Source organism: Candidatus Abyssobacteria bacterium SURF_5 (genome assembly GCA_003598085.1).
In the GTDB taxonomy this organism is placed as follows: domain Bacteria; phylum Abyssobacteria; class SURF-5; order SURF-5; family SURF-5; genus SURF-5.
Window position 1 is genome coordinate 1 of sequence record QZKU01000136.1, and the last position, 24,618, is coordinate 24,618.

Consider the following 24,618-nt stretch of genomic DNA (forward strand, 5'->3'; position numbering starts at 1 on the left):
TTGAAGGAGATGATACCACAAAAAGAGGCTATTGTCAACCATAAATTAATATCTTGAACTATAGTTCAACAACTTTAATCGTCGGACAGTCTCACAGAGACCATATTTCGCCCTACAATAATCAAAATATATTATTTAGTGATAAGGGGTTATCTCGTAACAATAAGCAAATAGAGGAGTTATAAATAAAAAATGGGCTCTGTCCCTATATTTCTTCCATTAGGCGAAGGTAACCATTTGGGCGAGTTTTTGTTTGGTCTCGAGGGGGACGGTTTCGGTGGGATCGAGAAGCGCGACGCGGGGGACGCCGCCCAGAAGGTGGAACGCGCGGTTGAGGATGCGGTCGTCCCAGATGGCGTCGATGTCGTTGCGGATGAGTCTCTCGGCCGTCAGTGCGGAAATGATGCCGCCGAGCCAGTTGACGACGACGCGGTTGGCGATGCCGACAATGGCTTGGGAGGTGTAAGGGTCGCTAGAGCCCGTTTTCTCGGATTCGGGCGCGAGCTTGCGGTTTTCGAGCAGCCAGGCCAGCGAGACCATGTCGTGAGCGACGACGCACTGCGAGGCGACGATCAAACCGATGTCGGGATCGGTCGCATATCCCTTGTCCGGTCCGTAGGTGGCCTGAGTGCGCGTAGCCGTCGTTAGAACGAGGCGTTGTTTTTCACGAAGAGAGGGCACCCAATTGGCCTCTGCTGTTTTCTCCTGAAAGGTTGCCGCATCGTGATGGTATTCGAGCCGCGAATCAGTGCGCCAATAGCCGACGGCCGCCTTGAGACCGAGGGTGCTGCCTGCCAGCGGATGGCGGCTGCAGCGAGGCATGAGGATGATGTGGTCAACCTCCTTCAGGACTTTGGGCATCATGATGCCTGCTTTCCAGTGCGATTTGGAGGCGGGGCCGTCCTCAAAGAATGCGTTCCAGCCCTCTTCCTCGGGAAAATACAGTTCGGCGCCCGCCGACTCTGCGGCGCGGGCGATTCCGGAATTTTGCATCAAGCGGCGGGAGCTGCCGGTTATCTTGTCGCGGTAGAATCTAACGTGCTCGATGCCTGCAGTATCGCTCACGATGACGCGGCCGGCGCCCTTTTCCTTTAAGAGGGCCACCATGGCGGCGATTCCCGCCGGATGAGTGGTGGCGGGGTACGGATTGCCGGAATTGAGGGCCGGCTTGATGAAGACTGTATCGCCTGCGGACAACCAGGAGAAGTCGGTGGCCGATTCGGCAGCGGTTCGAACGGCTTTGATGAGTGCTTCTTCTGCCGCTCCCTTCGGTACACCAGCCAGATGCACGGAGGTTTCGGGTCCCGGCTGCGGGACACTCAGTTTGGCGTGTGCGGTTTCTGGACGCAGTGCAGTCGACGCAGCGGCAGCGCCGGCGGCGCTTATTTTCAGGAAACGGCGCCGGTCGATTTGGCATTTATGAAGAAAGTTCATTGTATTACTCCCGCCTGTTGCCGGTTAATATTATGTCATCGGGAGAAGGATTGCAAACGGTGTGTCACAAGAAATTGGCAAGCGGGCGACCCGCCGGGTCGCCCCTGGGTGTAAACACAGGTCAAGAAGAATAATAATGGATTGCCGGGAGTGAGCGCTACGAGCGGATGATTCCACCGAAGAGGAAGATTGAAATGGGGCGGCTACCACCGCACATCCCGGATTCCTTCTTCCGCTTCCGCAGGAATGACGGCGAACGGAGGGGACGGAATCACGTTGACGGATTGCGGGGAACCTTGTATCATGGCATAAGCGTGTCCGGATTCTTAGGGTTCGGAGCCTTCGCTTGTCAGGGCTCGGTTTTCTGCGGTCGCCATGGAGGTCGAGATGGATTACACGAAAGCTTTTGAGGCAGTTGAAAAGAACCGGAATTATATTGTCGAGACACTCAGGAAACTGGTGCAGATTGATACGTCCGTTCCGCCCGGCCTCAACTATGACAAAATTGCGGACGCGCTCGAACCGGACCTCGAGACATTCGGGTTCGACACCGAGCGCGTGATCATACCGGAGGAGAAGGTGCGTGAGATCCCGTACGATCTGAAGGGACCGCGAGTGAACCTTGTCGCGCGGAAGCTGTCGGGCAAGGAGCCGGTTTCCATTTACGGGCACATCGACGTGGTTCCGATTGAAGAGGGCTGGGAGTGCGATCCATTTGCGGGCATTGTCAAAGGCGACACTTTCTATGCGCGCGGCGCGTCCGACATGAAGGGATCGATTGCCTGTCTGATGGGCGCACTGAAGGTGATGCATGATTTGTCGCTCGAGCCGAAATTCGATATGCACTGCATGTTTTGCACGGATGAAGAGATCGGCGTTTATCCGGGCGTTTACCATCTTGCCCTGAACGGATACGTGAAGGGGCATATGCTGAATCTTGAGCTTGGGGCGCAGGAGCCGATTTTGCTGCAGGCGTGCGAGGGCGCCATCAATATCTTTGTAACGGGCATCGGCAAGAGCTGCCACAGCGGCATGAACTTTATGGGGATCAACGCGCTCGAGGAAATGGTTCCGATCATGAATGAACTGCTTGCGTTGAAGAAGATTGTGGAGAAGCGCGAATCGAAAGTGCCCGCCTTCCCGCTGCCGGGCACGCCATCGCCGCAGCTCACGCCGATGTTTAACCTTTCAGTGATGCGAAGCGGCGCGAAGTCCAACATCACGCCCGGCGAGTGCAGGCTGACCATCAATCGGCGTTATCTTCCCGAGGAGAAGGCCGACGACGTTGTCGGGGAAATCAAGGAGGCGATCGCGCGGGGAAGAGCGAACAGCAAGCTGCTCGACGTACAGGTGAAGGCGGTCATCGATTACCCGCCGGTGGTTTTCGACATGGAAAGCGTGTACATGAAAAAGATGAAGGATGCGCGCCGGGCGGTACACGGATACGACGACTTTCTGATCGGCGGGCTGGGCGGCTCGACGGATATGGGCTCAGTGGCGGAGGCGTTAAGAACCGACAAATTCATCGGAGTGTCTCCGGTCCGAGCCGATAATATATCGGCTCACGCGGCCAATGAACGCGTGCAGATTTCGGACCTGGTGAACATGACAAAGGAGCTGGTGCATTATCTGGCGTTTTGACGTGCGAAGCGCTTTCAAACGTTTACAATAAGTAAGACGGAGAAATTTTCTCACATGCAAGAGACCGACCGCGAAGAATCATCCCTCCTCTGTGATCTTCCCTCCAGCGTCTCGCTACAGGTAACCGAAGTCTGCAACTTGCGCTGCAGGATGTGTTATGAGTGGGGAGAAAAGGGACGCTATGGAAAGGCGAGCGGCAAGAAACCCGCTACGCTCGATATTGATTTGTTGAGACGGGTCATCCGCGAACTGGCGCCGGCAAGGCCGTCGTATGACCTGTTCGGAGGCGAGCCATTTGTCTATCCTCATCTTGAGGATTTGATCCTGGCGATCAAGCAAGCGGGCTCGCCGATAGATACGCCGACAAACGGCACTCTCCTGGAAAAGCATGCCGTGATGCTGGTGCGCACCGGCTTCGATTCAGTGCGCGTTTCACTTGACGGCCCTCGAGAAATCAACGATGCCCAGCGGGGCCCCGGCAGTTACGAGAAAGCCATGAGCGGCATTGCGGCGCTTTACCGCGAAAAGCAGAAGTCGGGCGGCCGCACTCCGCTTATCAGCATCATTTATACAATTACAGCGGACAACTATCTTGCGCTCGATCAATTCTTTCTGCGCGAGCTGAACCTGGAGGCGATCGATTGGGCAACGATCCAGATGCAGAACTTTATCACGGCTCCGATGGGAGCCGCATATGCGCGAATGCTCGATTCGCAGTTCGGCATAAAAAGCAATCGTTACTGGAGCGGGCTCGTGCGCTCCCCCGCCGATTTCTCGAATATCGATGCAATCAAACTTGCGGACCAGGTGAATAGAGTGTGCGACTCCCTTCAGGAGATGGGGAAAAATGTGCTGCTATTGCCGCCTACATTTTCACCGGAAAATCTTTCCGCCTATCTCGGTGCTCATTGGAACAAGATGACCGACACCTATCGTCGCTGTCCGATTCCGTGGAACGTCATAGATATCACGGCCGACGGCGATGTGGCGCCATGCCATGTGTTCTATGACCTCGTGATGGGGAATCTGCATGAGCGGAGTTTTGAGGACATCTGGAACGGCGAGAGATACCGCTCGTTCAGGGGATATATGGAGAGACACGGGCTCATGTCGATCTGTCCCGGCTGCTGTATTCTTTACCTGGCAGGCAGTTAGAGAGCCTCAAATAGGCGGGGAATTGCCCGAAAGAAGAAGTTGGTGTTCGAAAACGTACGACGAAAAAAATCGAGCAAGGATTTGACATTGCGCTAAACCCAATGGCATAATAGCTTAACGTACTGGGAAAAATATTCTTTTTGCGCATCCTCAGTTCGGCATGATCGATGCCTATGTGCGTTAAACAGACCTGTAGCAGAATTCATTTCCTTTGTAAGCTTGCGTACCCGTTGATAACCAATAGAGGAAGTGATGTTGAAAAGAAAGAACACCTCTTTTATCCGATTGCCGATCGGCCGCAAGTCTTTTTCCGCCCGTAATACTGGACATCCATTCTCCATCCGGCATCTCTTAAGCATGGCCGCGGTGGCCGTCCTCGTTTCGTATTTGACTTTTCGAAACTCACCAAGCGAGGAACTCGCGTTTTCGAATGCTTCGGAGCCCTCGCCGGAGGATGCAGCGGCAATGGAACAGGTCGCAGCGCCCGCAGGGGAAGCAAAGGCCGAGGAGGGACCCGCTCCTCGTTCATACGAGCAGAACATATGCGCCACAGTTGAAAAAGGGGATAATCTTTACGATCTTCTGAAAAAACGGGGAATCCCTTCACCGTGCATTCAGGAACTGGTGAGTGCTACGCGTCCTGTTTACAACCTTGCGCGTTTGCAGCAGGGACAGGTGGTAACGCTTGATTTTGACGAAAGAGACGGCAAGATTAACCGTTTCGAGACCGAACTTGCGGACAGCAGATTGATAGTCCAGCGCCAGGATGAGAGCCTGACGGCGAGGAAAGAAATATTTGAATACAACACGCGTCATCAACTAGCGGTGGGCACCATCAAGGATTCCCTTTTTCTTGCAGCCGATGCAGCCGGTCTGCCCGCTTCATTAACGATGTCTTTGGCCGACATTTTTGCTTGGGATATCGATTTTCACGTTGATATTCGGACGGACGACTCTTTTGCCGTCCTTTATGAAGAACGATATCTTAAAGGGCGATCGTCGCAACCCGGTCGCATTCTAGCCGCCGGTATCGAGAACAAGGGGAAGTCCTACTGGGCTTTTTCTTTCGGACAAGACGGCAAAGAGGCTTATTACGATCAAGATGGGCGCGCATTGCGCAAGGCGTTTCTGAAGTCTCCGCTGAAGTACAGCCGCATCTCCTCGACGTTCAGCCATAGGAGGTTCCATCCGATCCTCAAGACGTATCGGCCTCACCTCGGCGTTGACTATGCCGCCCCCGCGGGGACCCCGATCCGCTCGATTGGCGACGGCAAGATCGCCTTTGCCGGATGGAAGAGCGGATACGGCCGCTACATCAAGATCAAGCACAACAACACATACGCGTCGACGTATGGACATCTCAAGAGTTTTGCCAAGGGAATCCAGCGGGGCAAGCACGTGCGGCAGGGCGACGTAATCGGTTATGTCGGCGCGACCGGCCTTGCCACCGGCCCTCATCTGGATTTTCGGTTGCTCAAGAATGAGCAATTCATCAATCCGCTGAAGGTCAATTTTCCCAGCGCCGATCCCGTAGCGAAGGAAGAGATGACCGAATTCAAGAAACAGGTCGAACAATACTTGCTTGAAATAAAAAACGGGAAGGCGGTTTCGCCTGCGCCTCCTTATCAACTGATTTCGCTCCAGATGGCACAGCTCAGCTCCTGAGGCTGATCCCTCTCTCTCAAGCTCCCATTAATCCTGTCACCCACTCCGCCTCACATCTATTTTCCTGAAGAAGAGAAGCGGGTATTTTCCGGCATGACCGGCTCATTTCAGTTGCTCTCGTCTGGTGCGCGTGTTAGATTAACGTAAGATTAAAAATAAAAACAATCGCGAGATAGTCAATTCAGGAAGAGTCGTCTCTTCCTGTCCATGCGTTGAGAGGAAATGCGGTCTGTTCCGAAGACCGTGCGCGAATGGGAAGAAAGAGGTGAAGAATGATCGGTAAAACGGCCAGCGATTATTTGGTAAAGCGGCTTCATGCATGGGGGATACGACGGATATTCGGCTATCCGGGTGACGGAATAAACGGAGTGATGGGAGCCCTGGATCGTCACAAGGAGAAAATCGAGTTCATTCAGACGGCTCATGAGGAGATAGCCGCCTTCATGGCATGCGGGCATGCAAAATTCACGGGAGAGGTAGGCGTTTGTCTCGCCACGTCGGGTCCGGGAGCTATCCATTTGGTAAATGGACTATATGACGCTCAAATGGATCGCCAGCCGGTGGTCGCGATTGTCGGCCAACAGGCAAGGGCTTCGCTGGGGGCCGAATACCAGCAGGAGGTCGACCTCATTTCCCTCTTTAAGGATGTAGCCCATGAGTATGTGCATATGGCATCCACCGCCGAGCAGATCCGCCATCTGGTTGACCGGGCGGTGCGCATAGCGAAAGCGGAGCGCACGGTAACCTGCATAATCATTCCGCAGGACGTGCAGGAGTCGGATGCAATTGAGAAACCGGATCGCAAGCATGGAAGTGTGTTCTCGGGCATCGGTTATTCTCACCCTCGAATTATTCCGCAGGAAGATGACATCAAACGAGCCGCCGACGTTCTCAATGAAGGCAAGCGAGTAGCGATGCTGGTTGGAGCGGGCGCACTCAAAGCCGCAAGAGAGGTTCAGCAGGTGGCCGAGTTGTTGGGCGCCGGAGTCGCAAAGGCATTGCTGGGGAAAGCGGCTCTTCCGGATGACGTTCCGTATAACGTCGGCTCGATCGGCCTTTTGGGGACGAAGCCAAGCTGGGACATGATGACCGAATGCGACACGCTCTTGTGGGTGGGCAGCGGTTTCCCCTATTCCGAGTTTCTGCCGAAAGAGGGCAAGGCGCGCGGTGTCCAGATCGACATAAGGCCTCGCATGTTAAGCGCACGATATCCGATGGAGGTGAATCTGCATGGAGACAGCGCGCTCACGCTGCGGGCGCTGCTCCCGTTGCTGAAGCAAAAGAATAAAGATTGGCAAAAGGATATTGAGCAATCGATGAAGGAATGGTGGGAAGTAATGGAGGCGCGCGCGATGCTGGAGGCAGACCCAATCAATCCGCAGCGCGTGTTCTGGGAACTCTCCCCCCTGCTTCCCGACAACTGTATCATTACCTCCGATTCCGGTTCAGCCGCCTCCTGGTTCGCGCGGGACCTGAAGATAAGACACGGAATGATGGCTTCCCTTTCCGGCAACCTGGCCACGATGTGTCCGGCACTCCCCTATGCGCTTGCGGCGAAAATGGCCCATTCCGATCGGGCCGTGATCGCAACCACCGGCGACGGCGCGATGCAAATGCTCGGAAACGCCGCACTGATCAACATTGCGCGCTCTTGGAGGAGTTGGAAGGACCCGCGCCTGGTCGTGCTCGTCCTGAACAATCAGGACCTCAACCAGGTGACGTGGGAGCAAAGGATCATGTCGGGCAATCCCAAGTTCGAGGCCTCACAGGAAGTTGAGGAATTCAATTACGCCCGGTACGCCGAAATGCTGGGACTGAGAGGGATCGAGATCGATGATCCCAAGCAGATACGGCCGGCATGGGAGGAAGCCTTCAGGACAGACCGGCCGGTGGTCGTCGATGCGCACACCGATCCCGATGTTCCGCCTCTTCCGCCGCATATTACCTTCGAACAGGCCAAAGGCTATATGTTCTCCATTTTCAAGGGGGACCCGAACAGCCTGGCGATCATCAAGATGTCGGCGAAAGAGATGAAGGAGTCCTTCCTTCATCATGGAAGGAGCGAGGCGGGGTTCATCGGAAAGGTGATCAAGCGGTAAAGGATCGACGCGGCAAGAAAAGAAGCATTCGATTCTGGCGGGAAAAAGGGATAATCTTTCATAAGAAGAGCGCGTGACGAGCGCTTGCAGCGGGATCGACGCCATGAGAAGCAAATGCATCAACGCAACGAATCCGAGCACATACGCGGTCATTTTCGACAAGGGGGATGAACTGATCACGGGCCTTACGCGCTTCGCAATCGAGAAGGTCCTTTCGGGCAGTCAGATCAATGCCGTCGGGGGATTCTCCCATGCGACGATTGGCTTTTTTGACCGCGACCGGAAAGACTATAAGAAAATAGAATTGGATGAGCAGGTCGAGGTGCTCTGCCTGTTTGGAGATATAACCATAGAAGGCGGGACGCCCAAAGTGCACGCCCACGCAATCATTGGCAGGGCCGACGGCACAACTCGCGGAGGTCACCTGATCAAGGCTCTGGTCTGGCCGACGCTCGAGGTGATCGTGACCGAATCGCCGGGATACCTGGTCCGAAGGCACGACCCGGATACCGGGCTCGCGCTCATCGATCCTGAGGCGGAATGAATTCGCTTCCTGCACCGGCACCGATAATACGCAAGGCTGGTGGCGATCAATGCATTGTTCTTGCTTCGGGGAACTTCACCTTGTGATCCATATCGGGCATTAGCTGATCAACTGGTGCGCCTTCAGGCGCCGCACGACGGCAGGAACCATTGCGGAACCGACCCCGCCAAAAATAGTGGTGAGAATAGATGAGTAGATTGCGTGCTGCAGCATAATGGTCTTTTCCATGCCCAGCAGCCAGTCCACCAGCAAAAAGAAAAAGAACCGGGTTGCGGAGGCGATGCAACCGAGGAGAACAGATGCAGCAAGGCTTTCGGCGAGGCGCGGACACAAAGTAAACCCCACATCGACAATGACGGCGGGGAAAACGGACTTGGATATCACCAGCGGTCCGCCCTTGCCCATCCCAAGCAGCATACTGAGCGTACCGGCCACAACCCCCATCAGCGTGGCCGCCCACCGATACGGAACGCACGCACGTCCGAGAATAAGGAAGAACATAGTGAAGAACATGGCGTGACCGGGGATGTTCAGGTGCAGCCGCAGCATGGCTCGTGTGATTATGATGAAGGTTGCGCAGAAACCCAGGTAAATTGCATCGCGCAGGGGAAGAAACTGGAATGTGTGAATGCGATTGGAAGTCTTCATTTCTTCTTCTTGTCTTTCTTCTTGCCCCCTATCGGGCGCCACATGCCGTCGCTCGTTCGGTCGACGAACAGGATGATCTCATGATTCTGCAACACTGGCCGAACCCAGTCGCGCGTGTCGATGATGTCATCATCCCGAAGCGATGTTCCCGAGGCGGCGGCGACCTTCTGGATTCCCGTCCTTGAGAGCAGTTCCTTCACATTCATAATACCGCTGATCTCTCGAATTCCCTCGAGCCCGATGAAACGGCCGTCGCATCCCGTGCTTCGCAGGCCGACGCCCCCCATCGCGCCGATAGCGCCTCGCCACGGCTCTCCCCGGCACCACGTGAAAATCTCGAGGCGCTCAGCCAGCAGTCGCGCCTCATCCGGCTGAATGACTTCGCGCTGGGCGCGCAGGCCGAAATCAACCAGTTCCCTTGGAACCTCTTCCTCATTGGCAATACATAAACCCGGATCGGCTCCTTCATGAAAATTGCGGTCCAGGAAATCGACTGCATAATTGATAGTCATTCGCAGGTTGACTCCTGCCGCCTGTCGCGCTCCGACACAGGCGCAACTGTTGTGCGACGTGTACGGGATATCCGGATGCACGAGAAATTGGTGTCTCGTAACGCTGGGCGCCTGGAGGAGCTTCTCCTTCACGAGCTCGTCGGCCAGCATCCGCGCCAGTCTTCCCGTACCGATACTTTCCTCATTATCGGTGTCGTCAATCGCAATAAGAACATTCATTGTTGACTCCTTTGCATCTCATCGCCGGATGGCGCGGGACAGTCTGAACAGCCTGGCCGGGCGGGGTGACGAACAGATATTGTTGATGAAAAGATGGATCGGCGCCGGAACGCATCCCACGCGCCTCGGCCGACAGGGCGGCCTCGTCGGCTGTTCTGAGCGCCCGCACTATTAAAGGAATGAACAGGCAGTCGGCGGCGTATTTCCAGTTCCGGGGGTTCAGCATCTTCCGCGGCGAAAGCGGCGCTCCTCGCAGGCGTTGCGCCATCGCGATCTCTTGGAACTCGCGAAAAAAGACCGGAATGAACCGGAAACTACACAGAACGACAAACGAGAAACGGGGCGACAAAAACCGTCGCAGCGACCTGATAAGCTGCAGGCTGTTGGTGGTCCTCAGAAAGATGGCGCCGGGCATGAAAAACAGGAAAATCTGCATGCTCACTCGCAGACCAGGGTAGAGACCTTCGGCGCCGAATCGTAAAAAATACAGGATAACCACGATAACCGCCTGCACTAGGAAAAAGCGGATATCGCGCCAGAGGTCGACCAGCTTCATGCGCGAGAGGAGGTACAGCGAAAAATTCAGCACCAGAAGGACGCTGAGTGTCCATGGCTCACGCGCCGCGAAAGCCGCCATGCTGAACAGCGTCATGAACACAAATTTGAAAGCCGGGTTCACGCGATGCAGCGGGGACAGAGCATGCCGGTATTCAAACGCGCTTCCCGGCAGCGCGGTCGAGAGAAAACGTTCAACCTTCACTTATCTTTCCGTTTTTTAAAATGATGTGTCTATTCACCCACTCGCCTGCCGGCAGCGGCCCATGCGAGGCGAGGATTATGGTCGTTCCGTTTCTTTGAAGCCTGCTCAGGATTGTAAGCATCCGGCGCCTCTGCGGAAAATCGAGCCCGGCGAACGGCTCGTCGAGCAAGAGGACTTCGGGATTTGCGGCGATAACTGAGGCCAGAGCGACCCGATGCTGCTCTCCGTAGCTCAGAGTAAAAGGAGATCGTTCGGCGAACCGCTCGACCTCGCAGAGGGCAAGCGCTCCGTTTACTCTCGGCATCACCTCCCGTTCTCCATACTTCAGCATACGCAGGGTAAAAGCCGCCTCGGAAAAGACCGAATCCTCGAATAATTGCTTTTGCGGGTTCTGAAACAGAAGCCCTACATTTCCCACAAGCTGTTCGGGTTTCGGCGCGGTGATTCCCGCGGTGCGAATGCTTCCCGCCTGAGGAGATTCCAATCCAACCATCAGCCTCAGCAGGGAGGACTTGCCCGCCCCGTTTTCGCCATACAGATAGACGAACTCTCCGCGCCCAATCCGCAGGCTGAGGCAATCGAGCACTACTTTCCCGTTCGGCTCGGTCCAGACAATGCCGTCCATCTCGAGCGCCGGCTCGGCGGAGGACGCTGGTTTGGAGGAATCGGCGCCGCCCGGCCCGGGCGCATAAGAACCCGATCCGTGGAAGAACCCAAACGAACGTTCCCGAAGACAACCCTTTTCAAGTTGGAAGAGTCTGTCTACGACCCCATGGAACACGCCGGGCTCGTGGTCGGCTATCAGCAGAGCGTGCCCCTGCCGTTTCAGCTCATGTATGATTTGAACGAGGTCCGCCTTGCCCTGTTCGTCCAACTGACTCGTCGGCTCGTCGAGCAGAACTACGGCAGGTCGTGAAGACAGGACAGCGGCGAGAGCGACCCGTTGTTTTTCGCCCGCGGACAGGCGGTCAACGTTTCTCTTTTCAAAACCGGCCAATCCCACGGATTGAAGCGCATGATGCGCCTGGGCGGCCGTTTCTTCTCCAGTGAATCCAATGGCGTCGGGACCAAACGCAGCCTCCTCTTCCACCGTAGAACAGAGGATCTGCGAATCGACGTTCTGAAAGAGCAGTCCGACCGGTTTTTTCCATCCGTTTGCATCAATCGTGATCCGCCCGTTGCAGTGACCGCCTTTGAGCAGCCCCTGGATCGCAAGCAGGAGCGTGCTTTTGCCGGCGCCCGATGAGCCGGTTATACAGACGCATTCGCCCCTGTTGACGGTAAACGAAAGAGAACGGAGGATGGCCTCTCCATTGCCCGGATAGCTGTAGGAGAAATCTTCAACCTTCAAAGCCCAAGCCATCCCCCGGTTCCCCATGAATCAGAATACGAGCCTGCCGCCGGCATAGATAAACCTGCCGGGCCGTGGCAACGCGTAACTTTCTTCATATTCCTCGTCGAAAAGGTTCTCGACGCCGACGTACACGCGAAGGAGATTGTCAAGAAACGCCTGCTCAAGTTTTGCATTCACCACAGTGTAGTCGTCGAAATCGTCTTTTACAAGAGGTTCCGTCCTGGAATAGACGACCTGGTCGGCGACGCGCAGGATGCTTAGATATGCGCTCAGACCGAAATCGAAATAGTATCTGGTTTCGAGCGCGAGCTTATGCTCCGGACGGTACTGCAATTCATCCCGCTCCGAGCCCGGCGATTTGTCTTGCGAGTCGAGGTACGTATAGCTGAGCTTCACAAGCAGATTTTCAATCGTCCGATTCTCGGCGGCCACTTCGAAACCGGCGAACTCGTATTCGTCATTATTCGTGAAGATGTCGTCGGGCGGGATTTTCTCGATATAATCCTCGACGTCGAGATAGAACGCCGTGAAGCTGGCCCATGTGTTCCAAGGGAGCGCCTGCTCAATGCCGGCCTCGTAGTTGATCGATTCTTCCGTTGTCAGGTCGATGTTGCCCTCGCCGACGCCGTACAATTGACGAATCGAGGGGAAGCGTACTTGTTTGGAGACGGAGCCTTTGAGGCGAGTGTTCGTGGGAAAATCGTAATATGAGCCGATGAGCCAGGCGCCGGCGTCATCGTCTTCGCCCTCCTCTTTGTCCAGCCAGTTGTGGTTGTATCCGAGGACCACAGCCCATTGTTCGATGGGAAACACCTCATACTCGAGGGCGACGGAATAGACGTCAAGCTCGCGGTCGTCATCGAAAGGCACCGGCGTATCCACGCCGCCAACGCGCTCAATTTCGAAGCCGTCTGTCTCGAATTCTTCGGTCCGGGCGTTCAGCGCGAGGGTTATCTGGCCGGCCCGCCCGAGATCGTATCTGGGCTGGACGGCGACGCCGCTGACAAAGGTCTCTTCGTTTGCGTGAAAATTGCCGCGCCGAGTGATGGTATCATAGTGATCGTCATCGTAGCGGTTGGTTTCCTGATCGAGTTGGTTGAAGAAGGCCCAGGAGCGGACATCGAGCGGGCCCGGAGCATTGTACCGCACGGCGAACTGGCCGGAAATTCCTTCAAAATCATCGACACGTTCAAATCTTGCCCGGTTCGCGAATATGTCGGCGGGGTCATCAATGACGCTCGGGGGCTTCCCAAATTCTCCCTGAAGGTAATTCAAGGTTACGCCGAACTCCCACTCATCATTCGGAGCGTACACGAAATTGCCAAAGAAATTGTCACGCTCGAAGTCGCTGTTCTCGCGAAAATCGCCGTCCTCGACCGGGGTATCATCGAAATCATCGGATAGCGGGAAGGCATGCCTATCGAATATGCTTCCGCTCAAAAAGAAACTCCATTTCTCCTGCCCGCCCAGCACGTTAAAGCGCTCGAGGTAATGGTCTCCCTCACCGGCCTCGGCCGACACCATTCCGTGGATGCCTTCCGTTCCCTTCCTGGTGATGATGTTGATGACGCCCGCCAAGCCGCCGTCGCCGTACAGGATGGAATGATTGCTGTAGCTGACCTTGATCTCGGCGATGTTTTCCACCGGAATGAGCGACGGATCAAATTGGCCGTCATTGGTAGAGTTGATAGGGATTCCATTCAGCAGCAGGGTGACGTGCCGCGAACGCAGGCCGCGGATGTCGACGCGCGGAGTCCCTTCGGCTCCAACTCGGATCACGATGCCCGGCAACAGTTCCAGCGCCTCTGAAAGCGTGCGTGCACCCTTGTTTCGAATTTCTTCGGCTGTCACCCGTCGTACCGTTGTCACACCTTCCACGCCTTCCCGCTCGCCGGTAACCACTATCTCGCCGAGGGTATACATATCGAAATATTCACCTGGAGCGACGTAATCCGTCTCCTGCGAATAAGCTGAAAGGTGAAATAAGAACAGAATGAAAAGGCTGAAGATACCGATGTTGCGCCTGCCCATCTCGCCGTGCCTCCTCTGGATCCGCCACTGGTTCAGATGTACATTCATGGAATGGAATTCTGGTTATTTCTGCGTCGCATAATATCCCTAATAGTTATTTTTGTCAAGAAGATTTTGCGATCCGACATTAGAATAACCAATAATTACTATATATGACATCAATCGCCGATTGGAGGAAACAACTAGCAAAAATGCTGGCAGAATGAATTCGGCCCCGCCGAGGAGGAGACTCGGAAGAGGTGTAATCAGGAGAAGGGACATGGGCGGAGTTGGAACTCAATAGAATCTTTAGATAAAAGAAGGCGAGGGACAGGTTTTTGGGTGAGGTTCCGCTGCAGAACCCCCATTGGTAGGGCCGAATTCATTCGGCCAGTCTTGAATGTGCGAATAAATTCGCACCTACCATAGCGCGGTTGAACCCGAGGGTGGGGGTTTTGCAGCAGAACCTGGGTGAAAGAGATCAGAAAAAGGGATAGGGAGGGGGCGTGGAGAGCTGAAAGAATCTTGTTCAGCTTTTGGAGGCGCTGTCTGCCACTTCCTGCGGAAAGACCATTTTGCCGCACAACGAGAGATCGTAGCCCTCGAAATCAGCGGCTGATTCCCGGAATTGAGGCTCGTGCAGGAGTCCGATGAAGAGTTGGATGCCCTCCTCAAAGAAGCGTTCTTTCAGGATGATCAGGTCGAAGCGTTCCCAGCCCCAGGAGATGAAGTCGAGTCCGAGGAGGCCGGCGACCGCGCGGATGCATGGTCCGGCATCGGCCCTGCCGGCGAGGATTTCGAGACCAACGTCGAGATGGCGCCCTACCTCATTCTCATATCCTTGAATGTGGTTACTTTGAGCCAAGTGTTCCTGCAGCTTCTTATCAAAGAGCAGGCGCGTTCCGGTGCCCAAGGGGCGATTCACGATGCGAACGTTCGGGCGCAACAGATCGGATACGGTGCTGATAGACTTTGGATTCCCCTTTTGCAGCAGGAGACCCTGTTCGCGGCGGCAGAAATTTACGACGGCTGGAAGTTGTCCGAGTTCTACGTTGGCAAAGCGGAAGTTGTACTCGTTCTCGTTTTCCTCCTGCAAATGACTTGAGGCAATATGGCAAAGTCCCCGCCGCAGCGCCCTGATGCCGCCGAGACTGCCCAGATTACCGAAGACGGCCACGTGATCGGGGTACAGGCGATTGAAGAGCGAAAGGGCGCGGTCAAGCAAGATATCATTGCTCCCGCTGACGATGAGAAGCCCCTGGTAGGGCGGCGCCGGATGCGCCGATTTCGGGTAGTTGATGGTCTGGTTCTCGAGCCATTGCTCGACAAGCCGCTTCGGGAACAGCCATTTCCCGGTCGCCTTCGTCGCCGGGAGCCCCTTCTCGGAGATCAGGCTGTAGACCATCTTCTCGTTTATATCCAGAAGCTTGGCGACTTCGTGCGTATTCAAGAAAGCTTTTTCTTCCATCGCGCCCTCCGTAGTGGATTTAATCATTTTCACCGGCGCGATGTCAAGGCGACGGCCGGTCGGAGAATTTCGCTTCGTGATCGAGGGGAGCCGGTTTTTTTCGGGCACCCACTGTTTTTGCTTGACAGCGCCCGACCCGAATGATATGATTTCAGAAAATTCTGAAAAATAGGAAATGACAGCAATTGCTGCAGAGGCGGGACAATGAGAAAAAAGAGGAAGAAGTCACAGGGGGATACCGGGTTGGAACGAGCGTCGGGTCCGGCTCCGTGCTGCCGGATCGAGGCGCTGGTGTCGCTCGATGCGCGCGGGCAGGTGCTGCTCCCGAAAGAAGTCAGAGAGAAGGCCGGGCTGCAGACAGGCGACAAGCTCGCGGTCGTTCTCTGCGAGGCAGATGACACGGTAGCCCGGATCACGCTCATCAAGGCGGAGGCGTTCGCCCAGACCGCCCGCGAGATGCTCGGCCCGATGATGGGCATGATCGAAGACACGAACCGATCCAAATGACAGTTGACGCACAAATAAAAGGGGGGTTATCCAAGATGAGTTGGGTTTCAATTGACAAAGAAAAGTGCACCGAATGCGGCATCTGCGCGGTGAGGTGTCCGCTCTGTTTTGTCCAGCAGAACGGCGCGACGGTCGCATTTGCAAGCGAAAACAATTGCAGCCTCTGCGGCCACTGCGTGGCATTATGCCCCGGCGAAGCGATCGTACATAGAAAAATGAACATGTCGAATTTCCCTGAGGGCGGCGGCGCGACATTCGAGACGGAGACCTTCATCCGCTTCATTCGCGAGCGGAGGAGCCACCGCCATTTCAAAGACAAAGCAATTCCGGGGGGCGTGCTCGAACAGTTGGTTGATGTCTGCCGGTATGCGCCGACGGGCGGCAATGAGCAAACGGTCGAGGTCATTGTCGTGCTGGACCCGAAACGGCGCCAAACTCTTTCCGACCTGACGGTTGATTTTTTCATTGAGATGGGTGGCGCCGCGGAGAAGATACTGGAAGATCCATCGTCTGAAGCCGGCGAAACGATGATAGCTCCGGAATCTCTGCAGATACTCGCACATTACAAGAATCGCCTGTCCATGGCCCGCGCGGCGGGGTATGATCCGATTCTTTACAAGGCGCCCGCGGTTTTCATTTTTCATTCGCCCACGTATACCCGCACCCCGAAGGATAATTGCGTCATCGCATCGACTACCATGGCTTTGACTGCGAGGACCATGGGGCTCGAATCGACGTATATCGGACTGCTCGAAATGGCCTCGAAAGCATACCAGCCGCTGGCGGAGGAATTGAAGCTGCCGCCGAGGCATGAGGTATATAGCGTCGTGATCATGGGGTATCCGAGGCTGAAATTCCTGAAAGCAGTCGACAGAAAATCCTTGAAAGTGAGATGGGAATAGAGGAGCGGGGATTCATGAGAATGCAGATACAGCAGAAATTAGTTTCGAAACGGGTTTATTCGTTAGCGATTGCAGTTATGGTCGTTCTCTGCATTGCACTGTTGTTAGCCGGCCGGACAGAGGGCAAGCAGTCGCAGGGGAAGATCAGCTATCCGGGACAATACAGCGGGTATTCCTCACCGAAATATACCGGCATGGTCACGTCCTCGTTTTATCTCACGATGCGCGACGGGGTGAAAATCGCCGTTGACCTGCACTTGCCGAAGGGCTTGCCCGACGGCGAGAAGATCCCCACCATCATCTATCAGACGCGGTATATCCGGTCGCTCGAATACCGGTGGCCGTTCAGTCTCCTGATTGGCACGCCGAACGAGGTGACGCGGTCGCAGAAGTTTTTCACGTCTTACGGATACGCATGGGTGAGCGTGGATGCCCGCGGCTCGGGCGCTTCATTCGGAAGCTGGCCATACCCGTATGCGCCCGATGAGATAAAGGACGGTGCGGAAATTGTCGATTGGATCATCCGGCAGCCGTGGTCGGACGGAAAAGTCGGGACATTCGGCACTTCCTATACGGGCTCGACCAGCGAATTTCTTCTGGTGAACAACCATCCGGCCGTCAAAGCGGCGGCGCCGCGCTTCTCGTTGTTTGACGGTTATACCGACATCGCCTTCCCGGGGGGCATACATCAGACGTGGTTCACCGAGAAATGGGCTGCCGGCAATCTTGCCATCGACACGAATACCATCACGGACAAGTTCGGCCTGAAGGTGCGGATGATGGTCAGAGGCATCAAGCCGGTTGACAAGGATAAGGATCGCTCGCTCCTTGCCGCGGCCATCAAAGACCATGAACACAATGGCAATGTTCATACGGAGGCGCTCGGAATCACGTTCCGAGATGATGTTGGCCCGTCCGGGACGGGCACTGCGGATTCTTTCAGCGCGCATGTGTATCTTGATAAAATTGAGTCCTCAGGCGCGGCCGTCTACTGTTACAGCGGCTGGTATGACGGCGCCTATCAGCATTCGGCAATAAAGCGATACCTTTCAATCAGTAATCCCACAAAACTCATCATTGGACCCTGGGATCACGGCGGACGGCAGGGTATCAGCCCTTGGGGCTCGGAAAAGCCGGAGTTCAACCATGACATCAAGATGCTGAGGTTTTTCGATTATCATCTGAAGGGAATAGACAACGGCATCATGCGGGAAAAGCCGATTTATTATTTCACGATGGGCGAAGAGAAATGGAAATGGGCCGATGCATGGCCATTGCCGAACCAAGAGACAAGAAGGCTCTATCTTTCCGCCGGCAACGGGTTGGCGGAAGATCGTCCGACTGACGGGAACGGGCGCGACGAGTATACGGTCGATTACACCGCCGGCACCGGCAGCGCCGCCCGGTGGAACTCCCTGACCGGACCGCGCGGCGACGTCCATTTCGGATATCCAAATCGGACGGAGGAGGATAAGAAGCTGCTTTGCTATACAAGCGCCCCGCTTGCCGAAGAGATGGAGGTGACCGGCCATCCCATCGTGACATTATATGTAACGTCGACGGAGAGCGACGGCAATTTCCTTGTCTATCTTGAAGATGTGTCGCCTGACGGTCATGTCACGTATGTGACTGAGGGCCAGTTGCGCGCGATCCATCGCAAAGTGAGCGATGCGGAGCCTCCATATAGGCTTGTTGTCCCGTATCACACGTTCAAACGGGAGGATGCGATGCCGCTCGTTCCGGGCGAGGTGGCGGAATTGCAGTTCGATTTGCTTCCCACGTCTTATCTCTACAAGAAAGGGCATTCCATTCGGATCGCGATTGCGGGGGCGGACGCGGACCATTTCGCGCTCCTGAAGAGCGATCCACCGCCAGCCCTGCAGTTTCAGCGAAACGAGGCTTATGCCTCGGCCATTGATTTGCCGGTAATTCCGCGGTGAGTCCAAGACCGGCCTGATTCAAGTAAACTCTTGAAGGATGTCTTGCGGCGTCCTCAAGACCTGCGCGTGTTCCCGTCGAGGGGAGAATTTTGTCCTGTTCCCGACCGGATGGTTTCGACATGCATATACTTTTTTGTATAACGTTTGACAGAAGTTTATTGATGTGGGAAAATTAAAATAGGGGCGCAGGGAGGCAGTCTTGGTTGCCCGCACTCCCTGTGAAGATTCTTCTGAATGTTGAGGAAAATTGCAATGAAGCGCCTGCTGAAAACCAGGGGCATGCTTCTTAATGAAAACGACAGGCTTCGCGCTCTCGCGGCCGAAGCGGAGAAGCTTTCGGCCGAGTGCCGGGTGGCAAACAAGAATTTGCGCGAGGGCGAGGAAAAGTTTCGACTCGTGACCGAGACGATCCAGGATGTATTCTGGATGATAACTCCGGACCTCGGTCGGATGCTCTACATAAGCCCGGGTTACGAGAAAATCTGGGGACGCACGCGCGAGAGCCTGTATAGAGAGCCCCGCTCTTTTCTTGACGCCGTACATCCCGAGGATCGGGCTTACATGGATGAGAAGATTCAGGACCCGAACAAAGACGTGGAATTCCGGATTATTCGGCCCGACGGCTCGATCCGCTGGATTCGAACGCGCGCGTTCCCCATTTTGGACGAGCAGGGAAACCTGGTGAAAATAACCGGAGTCGCAACGGATATAACCGAGCTAACGGATAAGATTTCCCAGCTTCAGGAGGCGGAGAGTCTCTCCGCCATCGGCCGCACGGTGGCCTTTGTCGCACATGAGGTGCGAAACCCCCTTCAGATCATTCAACTTGGCGCCGAAACTCTCCAGAGAGAGCTGCAGCACGAGGCGCGGTACCGCGAGACTTTGCAGGAAATATTGCACGGTGTTGATGTTTTAAATGATACTATCTCACAGTTGCTCGATTACGCTCGTCCGGCTTGTCTTGATATGTCGCCGACGACCATCGAGGAGATTATAGAAGGCGCTCTGAAGAATGTAAGCCGGAGACTTGACAACATTGATGTCAAGACTCAGGTCGAAACGGGGCGGGAGAGAATACTTGCAGACAAAGAAAAATGTGTCCAGGTTCTTTATAACATCCTTCTCAATGCCGTCGAGGCGATGCCTGATGGCGGCCGCATCTCTATCCGGTCCCGCTTCATAAGCCAGAACGGCGCCAGAAAGGCGGAGATCAGTATCGCCGACAGCGGGATAGGGATTCGCGAGGAGAATCTGGCGCGGCTTTCCGAGCCGTTCTTCACCACGAAACTCGGCGGCATCGGTTTAGGTTTGAGCATTTGCAGGAAGATTCTCCAGGCGCACAATGGCACTCTGAACATCACGAGCAAGGAGCACCAGGGCACCACAGTCGAAATCGTCCTGCCGGCGCAGAGCGAGAATGAACTCCCGTCTGAACATCCTGTTGCCTGATATCCGCCTTTGTGGCATAATATTGTGTCCTTCCTTTCCGTGATTCGACGCCTGCCGGCGGGAAAACAGTAAATCAAGCGTGCGCGAGGGGCCAAGTTTACATGATGAACAAGTACATGCACACGGTGCTCGTCGTAGAGGACGAGTTCCTCCAGAGACGCCAGATGGTGCGCGTCCTGGAAATGTACGGTTACGGGATACTCGAGGCCTCCGACGGGATGGAGGCCATCCGCATCCTTGACAGCCAAAAGGTGGACCTTATCCTGACAGACCTGAGGATGCCGTTCGGAGGCGGCATCTCGCTTCTCAAATACGTCAAGATATTTTTCCCTCGCATCCCTGTCCTGATTGTCACCGCCTATCCGGAAGACATTGAAGATATCAAACCCGACGCTTTACTGTGCAAGCCCTACGGCCCGGACGAACTGATACGGTCCGTCCAGTACCTCACGTCGATCATCGCATAAAGAAGGAAAGGAGGACCGAAAAAGGATCTGGGAAAACCCATAGGGTTGATCCCTCTGTCGGCCAGGCTGCTGCAATTCTCTTCATTCCCGTTCTTGCCATATTCGGTTCATTTTTCATCTTCAGGTTTGAGGCAAATGAAGATTGGCAGTTCCTGATCTCCAATTCGCCTGATCTGCTCGTGCAGTTCAAAGCCGGTCTCCCTCAACAAATTCCTCCACGTTTCCAATGAGAAAAGTCCTCCCCGATGCAGATCGTGCTCTATTCGCAGTCTTCCCTGCTCGCGAATCAGAAAAACGAAAACCGATTCAAACTGCCCTCCAAACGAGTTGCTGCCAATGACCCTGGAAACCATGGTTTTCTCCGATAAAATGTCGTCCTTGAAGGTCTTGGATAGCAATGATTCAACAATATAGATCGGACGTCCGGGAAAGTCAAAAGACATGGTGAGCAAAATCGAGAGTCTGAAGATTTTGGAGATTCCTCTCTCATGTTCTGGTTTGGCTTTCGCATGAGAAAGTTTTGGCATCCGACTTGCCCATTACAAGCCGAGAGATGCACGCCCTGCACCGGACGGCGCAGGCTTGAGAATCTAAAAACGTCGGGACTGTGGGATTTCTTGGAATAAAAGAGATTATTTATGGCGATCGTCTGCTTTGTGAACCACATGGATCTCTTGGCTGCATCTGCCTATTTTTGGTGCAAATGCTCGATCAAGATGCACAGCGCCTTGAATAGTTTTCTTTTTTGTCGAATGTGAAGGGAGGTGAGTTGACTGCTTCTCCGGGCCGCGGTCTAGGCTTCGTCTAGCTAACAAGCCGACCAGCCGTATGCCTGACGGCGTCCGCGGGAAAGAAGGCAGACAACTGCAAGGCAGGTTGTCTTTCATTTATGAAAGGTAACCTGCCGCGCCTTCTATGTGGCAAAACAGGGCCGGGAGGCTGCAAGAGGAGGAAAACAATGAGCAGAAGAAATTCGTATCCTTGCTGGTTGGCGCTTTTGACCATCTTCTTGTCATTTGGTTCAGTCGCGTTTGCGGAGAGCGAGCCGGCACCCGTGAGAGATGATCCCGCCGAAGCGCGCTCGAGCGAAGAGGCTGCAGAGTGGGATATTGAAATCGGCGCCTGTGCGGCTCTGCTTACCGAATACGTCTGGCGCGGGCAGGTGCTCGTAGACGATGCGGTCTTCCAGCCGGCCGCAAACGTAACCGTCGAGAACTTCACCGCCGCCCTCTGGGGAAACTATGCGCTCAATGACGGCGAGTGGACCGAACTGGATTATATTCTCGATTATTCCGCAGGACTTGGCGCGCTCTCGCGGAGCCTGGCGAAGATGACCCTGTCACTCGGTTATATCTACTATGATTTCCCGAATCTGACGGCCGGCGATGATTCACAGGAAATTTATGCCACCATCGGCATGGATGCCTTCCTCAGCCCGTACGCGTCCGTTTACTGGGATTTCGATCAGGGCGACGGAACGTACTATGAAGTCGGAGTTTCCCATAGCGTGCCGGTTGACGAAGCCTCGCTGAACGTTGGCGGGAGTTTCGGATACAACGATGGGCAATGGGACTTCGATTCATCCCTGACGGCCCTCTTGCTCAAAGCGAGCCTGGCCGTACCCATTGGAAGCAAAGTCGTTTTTGAGCCCGGCGTCTTTTATTCGCTGGCGCTGGACAGCCAGTATGAAGACGAGTTTTACGGCGGCCTGTCGTTCAGCTTTCTCGTCTGGTGAGAAAATGAAAGGAAGGAAGTGCTCCAATGACACACATGAAAATGCTTCTGCCCCTTTTTTTGGCCGTTAGCGTCGCACTGCTTCTGCTTCCGGGCGGCGCACACGCAGAAGAGGCGGCATCTGCAGATTTTGAAATCGCGTTGAACACAGTTTGGACGCTGATGGCGGCATTCCTCGTGTTTTTCATGCAGGCGGGCTTCGCCATGGTGGAGAGCGGATTCACCCGGGCGAAAAATGCCGCGAATATCATGATGAAAAATCTGATGGATTTCTCCGCCGGCTCGCTCGCCTATTGGGCGGTCGGTTTCGGGCTGATGTTTGGAACCGACCGATTCGGCTTGTTTGGCACCGACGGCTTCCTCTTGAGTTCCGCTTCCCCTTCGACTGCCGAGGGAATGTGGCAGTTTGCGTTCTGGATCTTTCAGGTCGTCTTTGCGGCAACGGCGGCCACTATCGTCTCGGGCGCCATGGCGGAGCGGACCAAGTTCATCGGGTACCTGCTGTACAGCGTGGTCATCTCCGCCTTCATCTATCCCGTCGTCGGCCACTGGATTTGGGGCGGCGGCTGGCTCAGCGAGAGAGGGATGTTGGATTTCGCCGGCTCGACTGTAGTCCATTCCGTTGGAGGATGGAGCGCACTCGCGGGCGCTCTGATGTTGGGCCCGCGCATCGGAAAGTACGGACCGAATGGAAGCGTCAAGGCGATACCGGGTCACAATATTCCCCTGGCGTCACTCGGGGTTTTCATCCTGTGGTTCGGGTGGTTCGGCTTTAATCCCGGCAGCACAACCAGCGGCACCAACCTGAGCATCGCCGCGATCGCCGTGACCACGAACCTTGCGGCGGCGGCGGGAGCGGCCTCTGCCATGGTCACTATCTGGATCCGCTATGGCAAGCCCGACACCAGTATGACGCTCAACGGAGCGCTCGCCGGATTAGTGGCAATTACGGCGCCGTGCGCATTGGTTTCGCCGGCAAGCGCGGTGATAATCGGATTGATCGCAGGCGTTCTCGTGGTCTTCTCGGTTGAATTCATCGACCGCGTCCTCAAAATCGATGACCCGGTCGGCGCCATTTCGGTCCACGGGGTTTGCGGCGCTTTCGGCACGCTCTGCGTCGGCATTTTTGCACAGGCTGCTTACGCACAAGCAAGCGGCCTTGGCGCGGTAAACGGACTGTTGTTCGGCGGAGGCGCGAAGCAGCTACTGGCGCAGCTTACCGGCGTCGTTTCGGTTTTCCTCTGGACGTTCGCGTCGGCAACCGCTTTATTCGCTTCAATCAAGTACACGGTCGGCCTGCGTGTGGAACGGGACCACGAACTGAGAGGGCTTGATATTGGCGAGCACGGCATGGAGGCCTACAGCGGATTTCAGATATTTATCACCGAATGAACCGAATCATGTCCAAGGAGGTGGAGCATGAAACTCGTCATTGCATATATTCAGCCGCACAAACTGCCGGACGTAAAAAAAGCGCTTTCAGATGCCGACGTCTTCAAGATGTCGGTCACCAACGCCCTAGGCTGCGGCCAGCAGAAAGGATATCAGGAAACGTACCGCGGAGTTGGGATGGAGATAAATCTGCTGAAGAAAGTGAGACTCGAAATCGCGGTAAATGAGGATTTTGTGGAGCCGACGGTCAAAGCTATCATGGACGGAGCGCGAACAGGACATATCGGCGACGGGAAGATTTTTGTCCTCGATCTGGGCTCGTGCATTCGCATCAGGACGGGTGAATGGGGAAACGAGGCGATCGGGTGAGGCGTCTCTCACGTTGACATCCTTCTGCCTTTGTCGGTCATGGACGGAAAGCTGTCGGGCGGAAGTAGGATTCACAAAGGGGTGCCGGTAACTGACTGGCGGGGTGCGGAAGGGGGGACTTGAACCCCCACGGGATCTAATCCCACTGGACCCTGAATCCAGCGCGTCTGCCAATTCCACCACTTCCGCTTCGGGATTTCATCCTCATTGTAAACAAAAAAGCGGGGCAAGTCAAGCGCCGCCGGAGCGCGCCAGCGATTCCGCAACCCGACATTCGGAAGTGAGTGAAAGGGCACAAAGACAGGGTTTTTATGGTGAAAGAGGAATAGAGCAATGTCGCAGAGGGTAT

Annotated in this window: 21 protein-coding genes and 1 tRNA gene; 13 read left to right on the forward strand and 9 right to left on the reverse strand. The window is 55.2% G+C overall.

The genetic code is table 11. The features are described from left to right. Positions 1-219: 219 nt before the first annotated feature. A complete protein-coding gene (locus tag C4520_20300; GenBank protein ID RJP15284.1) occupies positions 220-1,434 on the reverse strand; it encodes a DUF362 domain-containing protein in 1,215 nt (404 codons plus the stop codon). 375 nt (positions 1,435-1,809) lie between these two features. On the opposite strand from C4520_20300, the gene C4520_20305 reads away from it, so the two are divergent. The 5 genes from C4520_20305 to C4520_20325 all read left to right on the forward strand — a co-directional run bounded on the left by C4520_20305 (position 1,810) and on the right by C4520_20325 (position 8,538). After that, positions 1,810-3,075 (forward strand): M20/M25/M40 family metallo-hydrolase, encoded by a 1,266-nt coding sequence (locus C4520_20305; GenBank protein ID RJP15285.1) that lies wholly within the window; start codon positions 1,810-1,812, stop codon positions 3,073-3,075. A gap of 54 nt (positions 3,076-3,129) precedes the next feature. Continuing rightward, positions 3,130-4,230, forward strand: coding sequence for a radical SAM protein (locus tag C4520_20310; GenBank protein RJP15286.1), 1,101 nt, complete (start codon positions 3,130-3,132; stop codon positions 4,228-4,230). Between the two features lie 252 nt (positions 4,231-4,482). Beyond that, positions 4,483-5,895 carry a hypothetical protein gene (locus tag C4520_20315; GenBank protein RJP15287.1) on the forward strand — a complete coding sequence of 471 codons (1,413 nt, stop codon included), beginning with the start codon at positions 4,483-4,485 and terminating at the stop codon, positions 5,893-5,895. 275 nt (positions 5,896-6,170) lie between these two features. Beyond that, complete coding sequence (locus C4520_20320; protein RJP15298.1) at positions 6,171-7,994, forward strand: thiamine pyrophosphate-requiring protein; 1,824 nt, start codon at positions 6,171-6,173, stop codon at positions 7,992-7,994. A gap of 103 nt (positions 7,995-8,097) precedes the next feature. Further along, positions 8,098-8,538 (forward strand): DUF296 domain-containing protein, encoded by a 441-nt coding sequence (locus C4520_20325; GenBank protein ID RJP15299.1) that lies wholly within the window; start codon positions 8,098-8,100, stop codon positions 8,536-8,538. A 99-nt stretch (positions 8,539-8,637) separates the two neighbouring features. Here C4520_20325 and C4520_20330 read toward each other — a convergent pair whose 3' ends face one another. The 6 genes from C4520_20330 to C4520_20355 form a co-directional block, all read right to left on the reverse strand. Next, entirely contained in the window at positions 8,638-9,186 is a 549-nt protein-coding gene (locus tag C4520_20330) for a hypothetical protein (protein ID RJP15288.1), read from the reverse strand. Continuing rightward, positions 9,183-9,917 carry a hypothetical protein gene (locus C4520_20335; GenBank protein RJP15289.1) on the reverse strand — a complete coding sequence of 245 codons (735 nt, stop codon included), beginning with the start codon at positions 9,915-9,917 and terminating at the stop codon, positions 9,183-9,185. Before C4520_20335 ends, C4520_20330 begins: the two co-directional genes overlap by 4 nt. Next, on the reverse strand, positions 9,895-10,569 hold the full coding sequence (locus C4520_20340; protein ID RJP15300.1) for an energy-coupling factor transporter transmembrane protein EcfT: 675 nt from the start codon (positions 10,567-10,569) through the stop codon (positions 9,895-9,897). The genes C4520_20335 and C4520_20340 overlap by 23 nt, the downstream gene beginning before the upstream one ends. A 97-nt stretch (positions 10,570-10,666) precedes the next feature. Further along, positions 10,667-12,055 carry an ABC transporter ATP-binding protein gene (locus C4520_20345; protein ID RJP15290.1) on the reverse strand — a complete coding sequence of 463 codons (1,389 nt, stop codon included), beginning with the start codon at positions 12,053-12,055 and terminating at the stop codon, positions 10,667-10,669. 3 nt (positions 12,056-12,058) lie between these two features. After that, positions 12,059-14,110: a TonB-dependent receptor gene (locus tag C4520_20350; GenBank protein ID RJP15291.1), complete on the reverse strand. Its 2,052-nt coding sequence runs from the start codon at positions 14,108-14,110 to the stop codon at positions 12,059-12,061. Positions 14,111-14,570: 460 nt separating this feature from the next. Then, entirely contained in the window at positions 14,571-15,509 is a 939-nt protein-coding gene (locus C4520_20355; GenBank protein ID RJP15301.1) for a helix-turn-helix domain-containing protein, read from the reverse strand. 204 nt (positions 15,510-15,713) lie between these two features. Here C4520_20355 and C4520_20360 point away from each other — a divergent pair, with 204 nt between their 5' ends. The 5 genes from C4520_20360 to C4520_20380 all read left to right on the forward strand — a co-directional run bounded on the left by C4520_20360 (position 15,714) and on the right by C4520_20380 (position 20,774). Beyond that, on the forward strand, positions 15,714-16,016 hold the full coding sequence (locus tag C4520_20360) for an AbrB/MazE/SpoVT family DNA-binding domain-containing protein (GenBank protein ID RJP15292.1): 303 nt from the start codon (positions 15,714-15,716) through the stop codon (positions 16,014-16,016). Then, positions 16,013-16,918: a hypothetical protein gene (locus C4520_20365; GenBank protein RJP15302.1), complete on the forward strand. Its 906-nt coding sequence runs from the start codon at positions 16,013-16,015 to the stop codon at positions 16,916-16,918. The genes C4520_20360 and C4520_20365 overlap by 4 nt, the downstream gene beginning before the upstream one ends. Positions 16,919-17,112: 194 nt before the next feature. Continuing rightward, complete coding sequence (locus C4520_20370; protein RJP15303.1) at positions 17,113-18,858, forward strand: CocE/NonD family hydrolase; 1,746 nt, start codon at positions 17,113-17,115, stop codon at positions 18,856-18,858. A 234-nt stretch (positions 18,859-19,092) separates the two neighbouring features. Then, the gene (locus C4520_20375) at positions 19,093-20,307 is read left to right on the forward strand and encodes a PAS domain S-box protein (GenBank protein RJP15293.1); all 1,215 of its coding nucleotides are present in this window, start codon (positions 19,093-19,095) and stop codon (positions 20,305-20,307) included. A gap of 101 nt (positions 20,308-20,408) precedes the next feature. Beyond that, positions 20,409-20,774: a response regulator gene (locus C4520_20380; protein RJP15294.1), complete on the forward strand. Its 366-nt coding sequence runs from the start codon at positions 20,409-20,411 to the stop codon at positions 20,772-20,774. Between the two features lie 107 nt (positions 20,775-20,881). Here C4520_20380 and C4520_20385 read toward each other — a convergent pair whose 3' ends face one another. Then, positions 20,882-21,301, reverse strand: coding sequence for a hypothetical protein (locus C4520_20385; protein RJP15295.1), 420 nt, complete (start codon positions 21,299-21,301; stop codon positions 20,882-20,884). 431 nt (positions 21,302-21,732) lie between these two features. Here C4520_20385 and C4520_20390 point away from each other — a divergent pair, with 431 nt between their 5' ends. Genes C4520_20390 through C4520_20400 form a run of 3 tightly spaced genes read left to right on the forward strand, consistent with a single transcriptional unit; the run spans position 21,733 to position 24,269 of the window. Next, positions 21,733-22,509 (forward strand): hypothetical protein, encoded by a 777-nt coding sequence (locus C4520_20390; GenBank protein ID RJP15296.1) that lies wholly within the window; start codon positions 21,733-21,735, stop codon positions 22,507-22,509. Between the two features lie 35 nt (positions 22,510-22,544). Next, positions 22,545-23,900, forward strand: coding sequence for an ammonium transporter (locus C4520_20395; GenBank protein ID RJP15304.1), 1,356 nt, complete (start codon positions 22,545-22,547; stop codon positions 23,898-23,900). Between the two features lie 27 nt (positions 23,901-23,927). Next, positions 23,928-24,269, forward strand: coding sequence for a P-II family nitrogen regulator (locus C4520_20400; GenBank protein ID RJP15297.1), 342 nt, complete (start codon positions 23,928-23,930; stop codon positions 24,267-24,269). A 101-nt stretch (positions 24,270-24,370) separates the two neighbouring features. Here the strand turns inward: C4520_20400 and C4520_20405 are convergent. Next, positions 24,371-24,458: transfer RNA gene (locus tag C4520_20405), tRNA-Leu, on the reverse strand. Between the last annotated feature and the right edge of the window lie 160 nt (positions 24,459-24,618).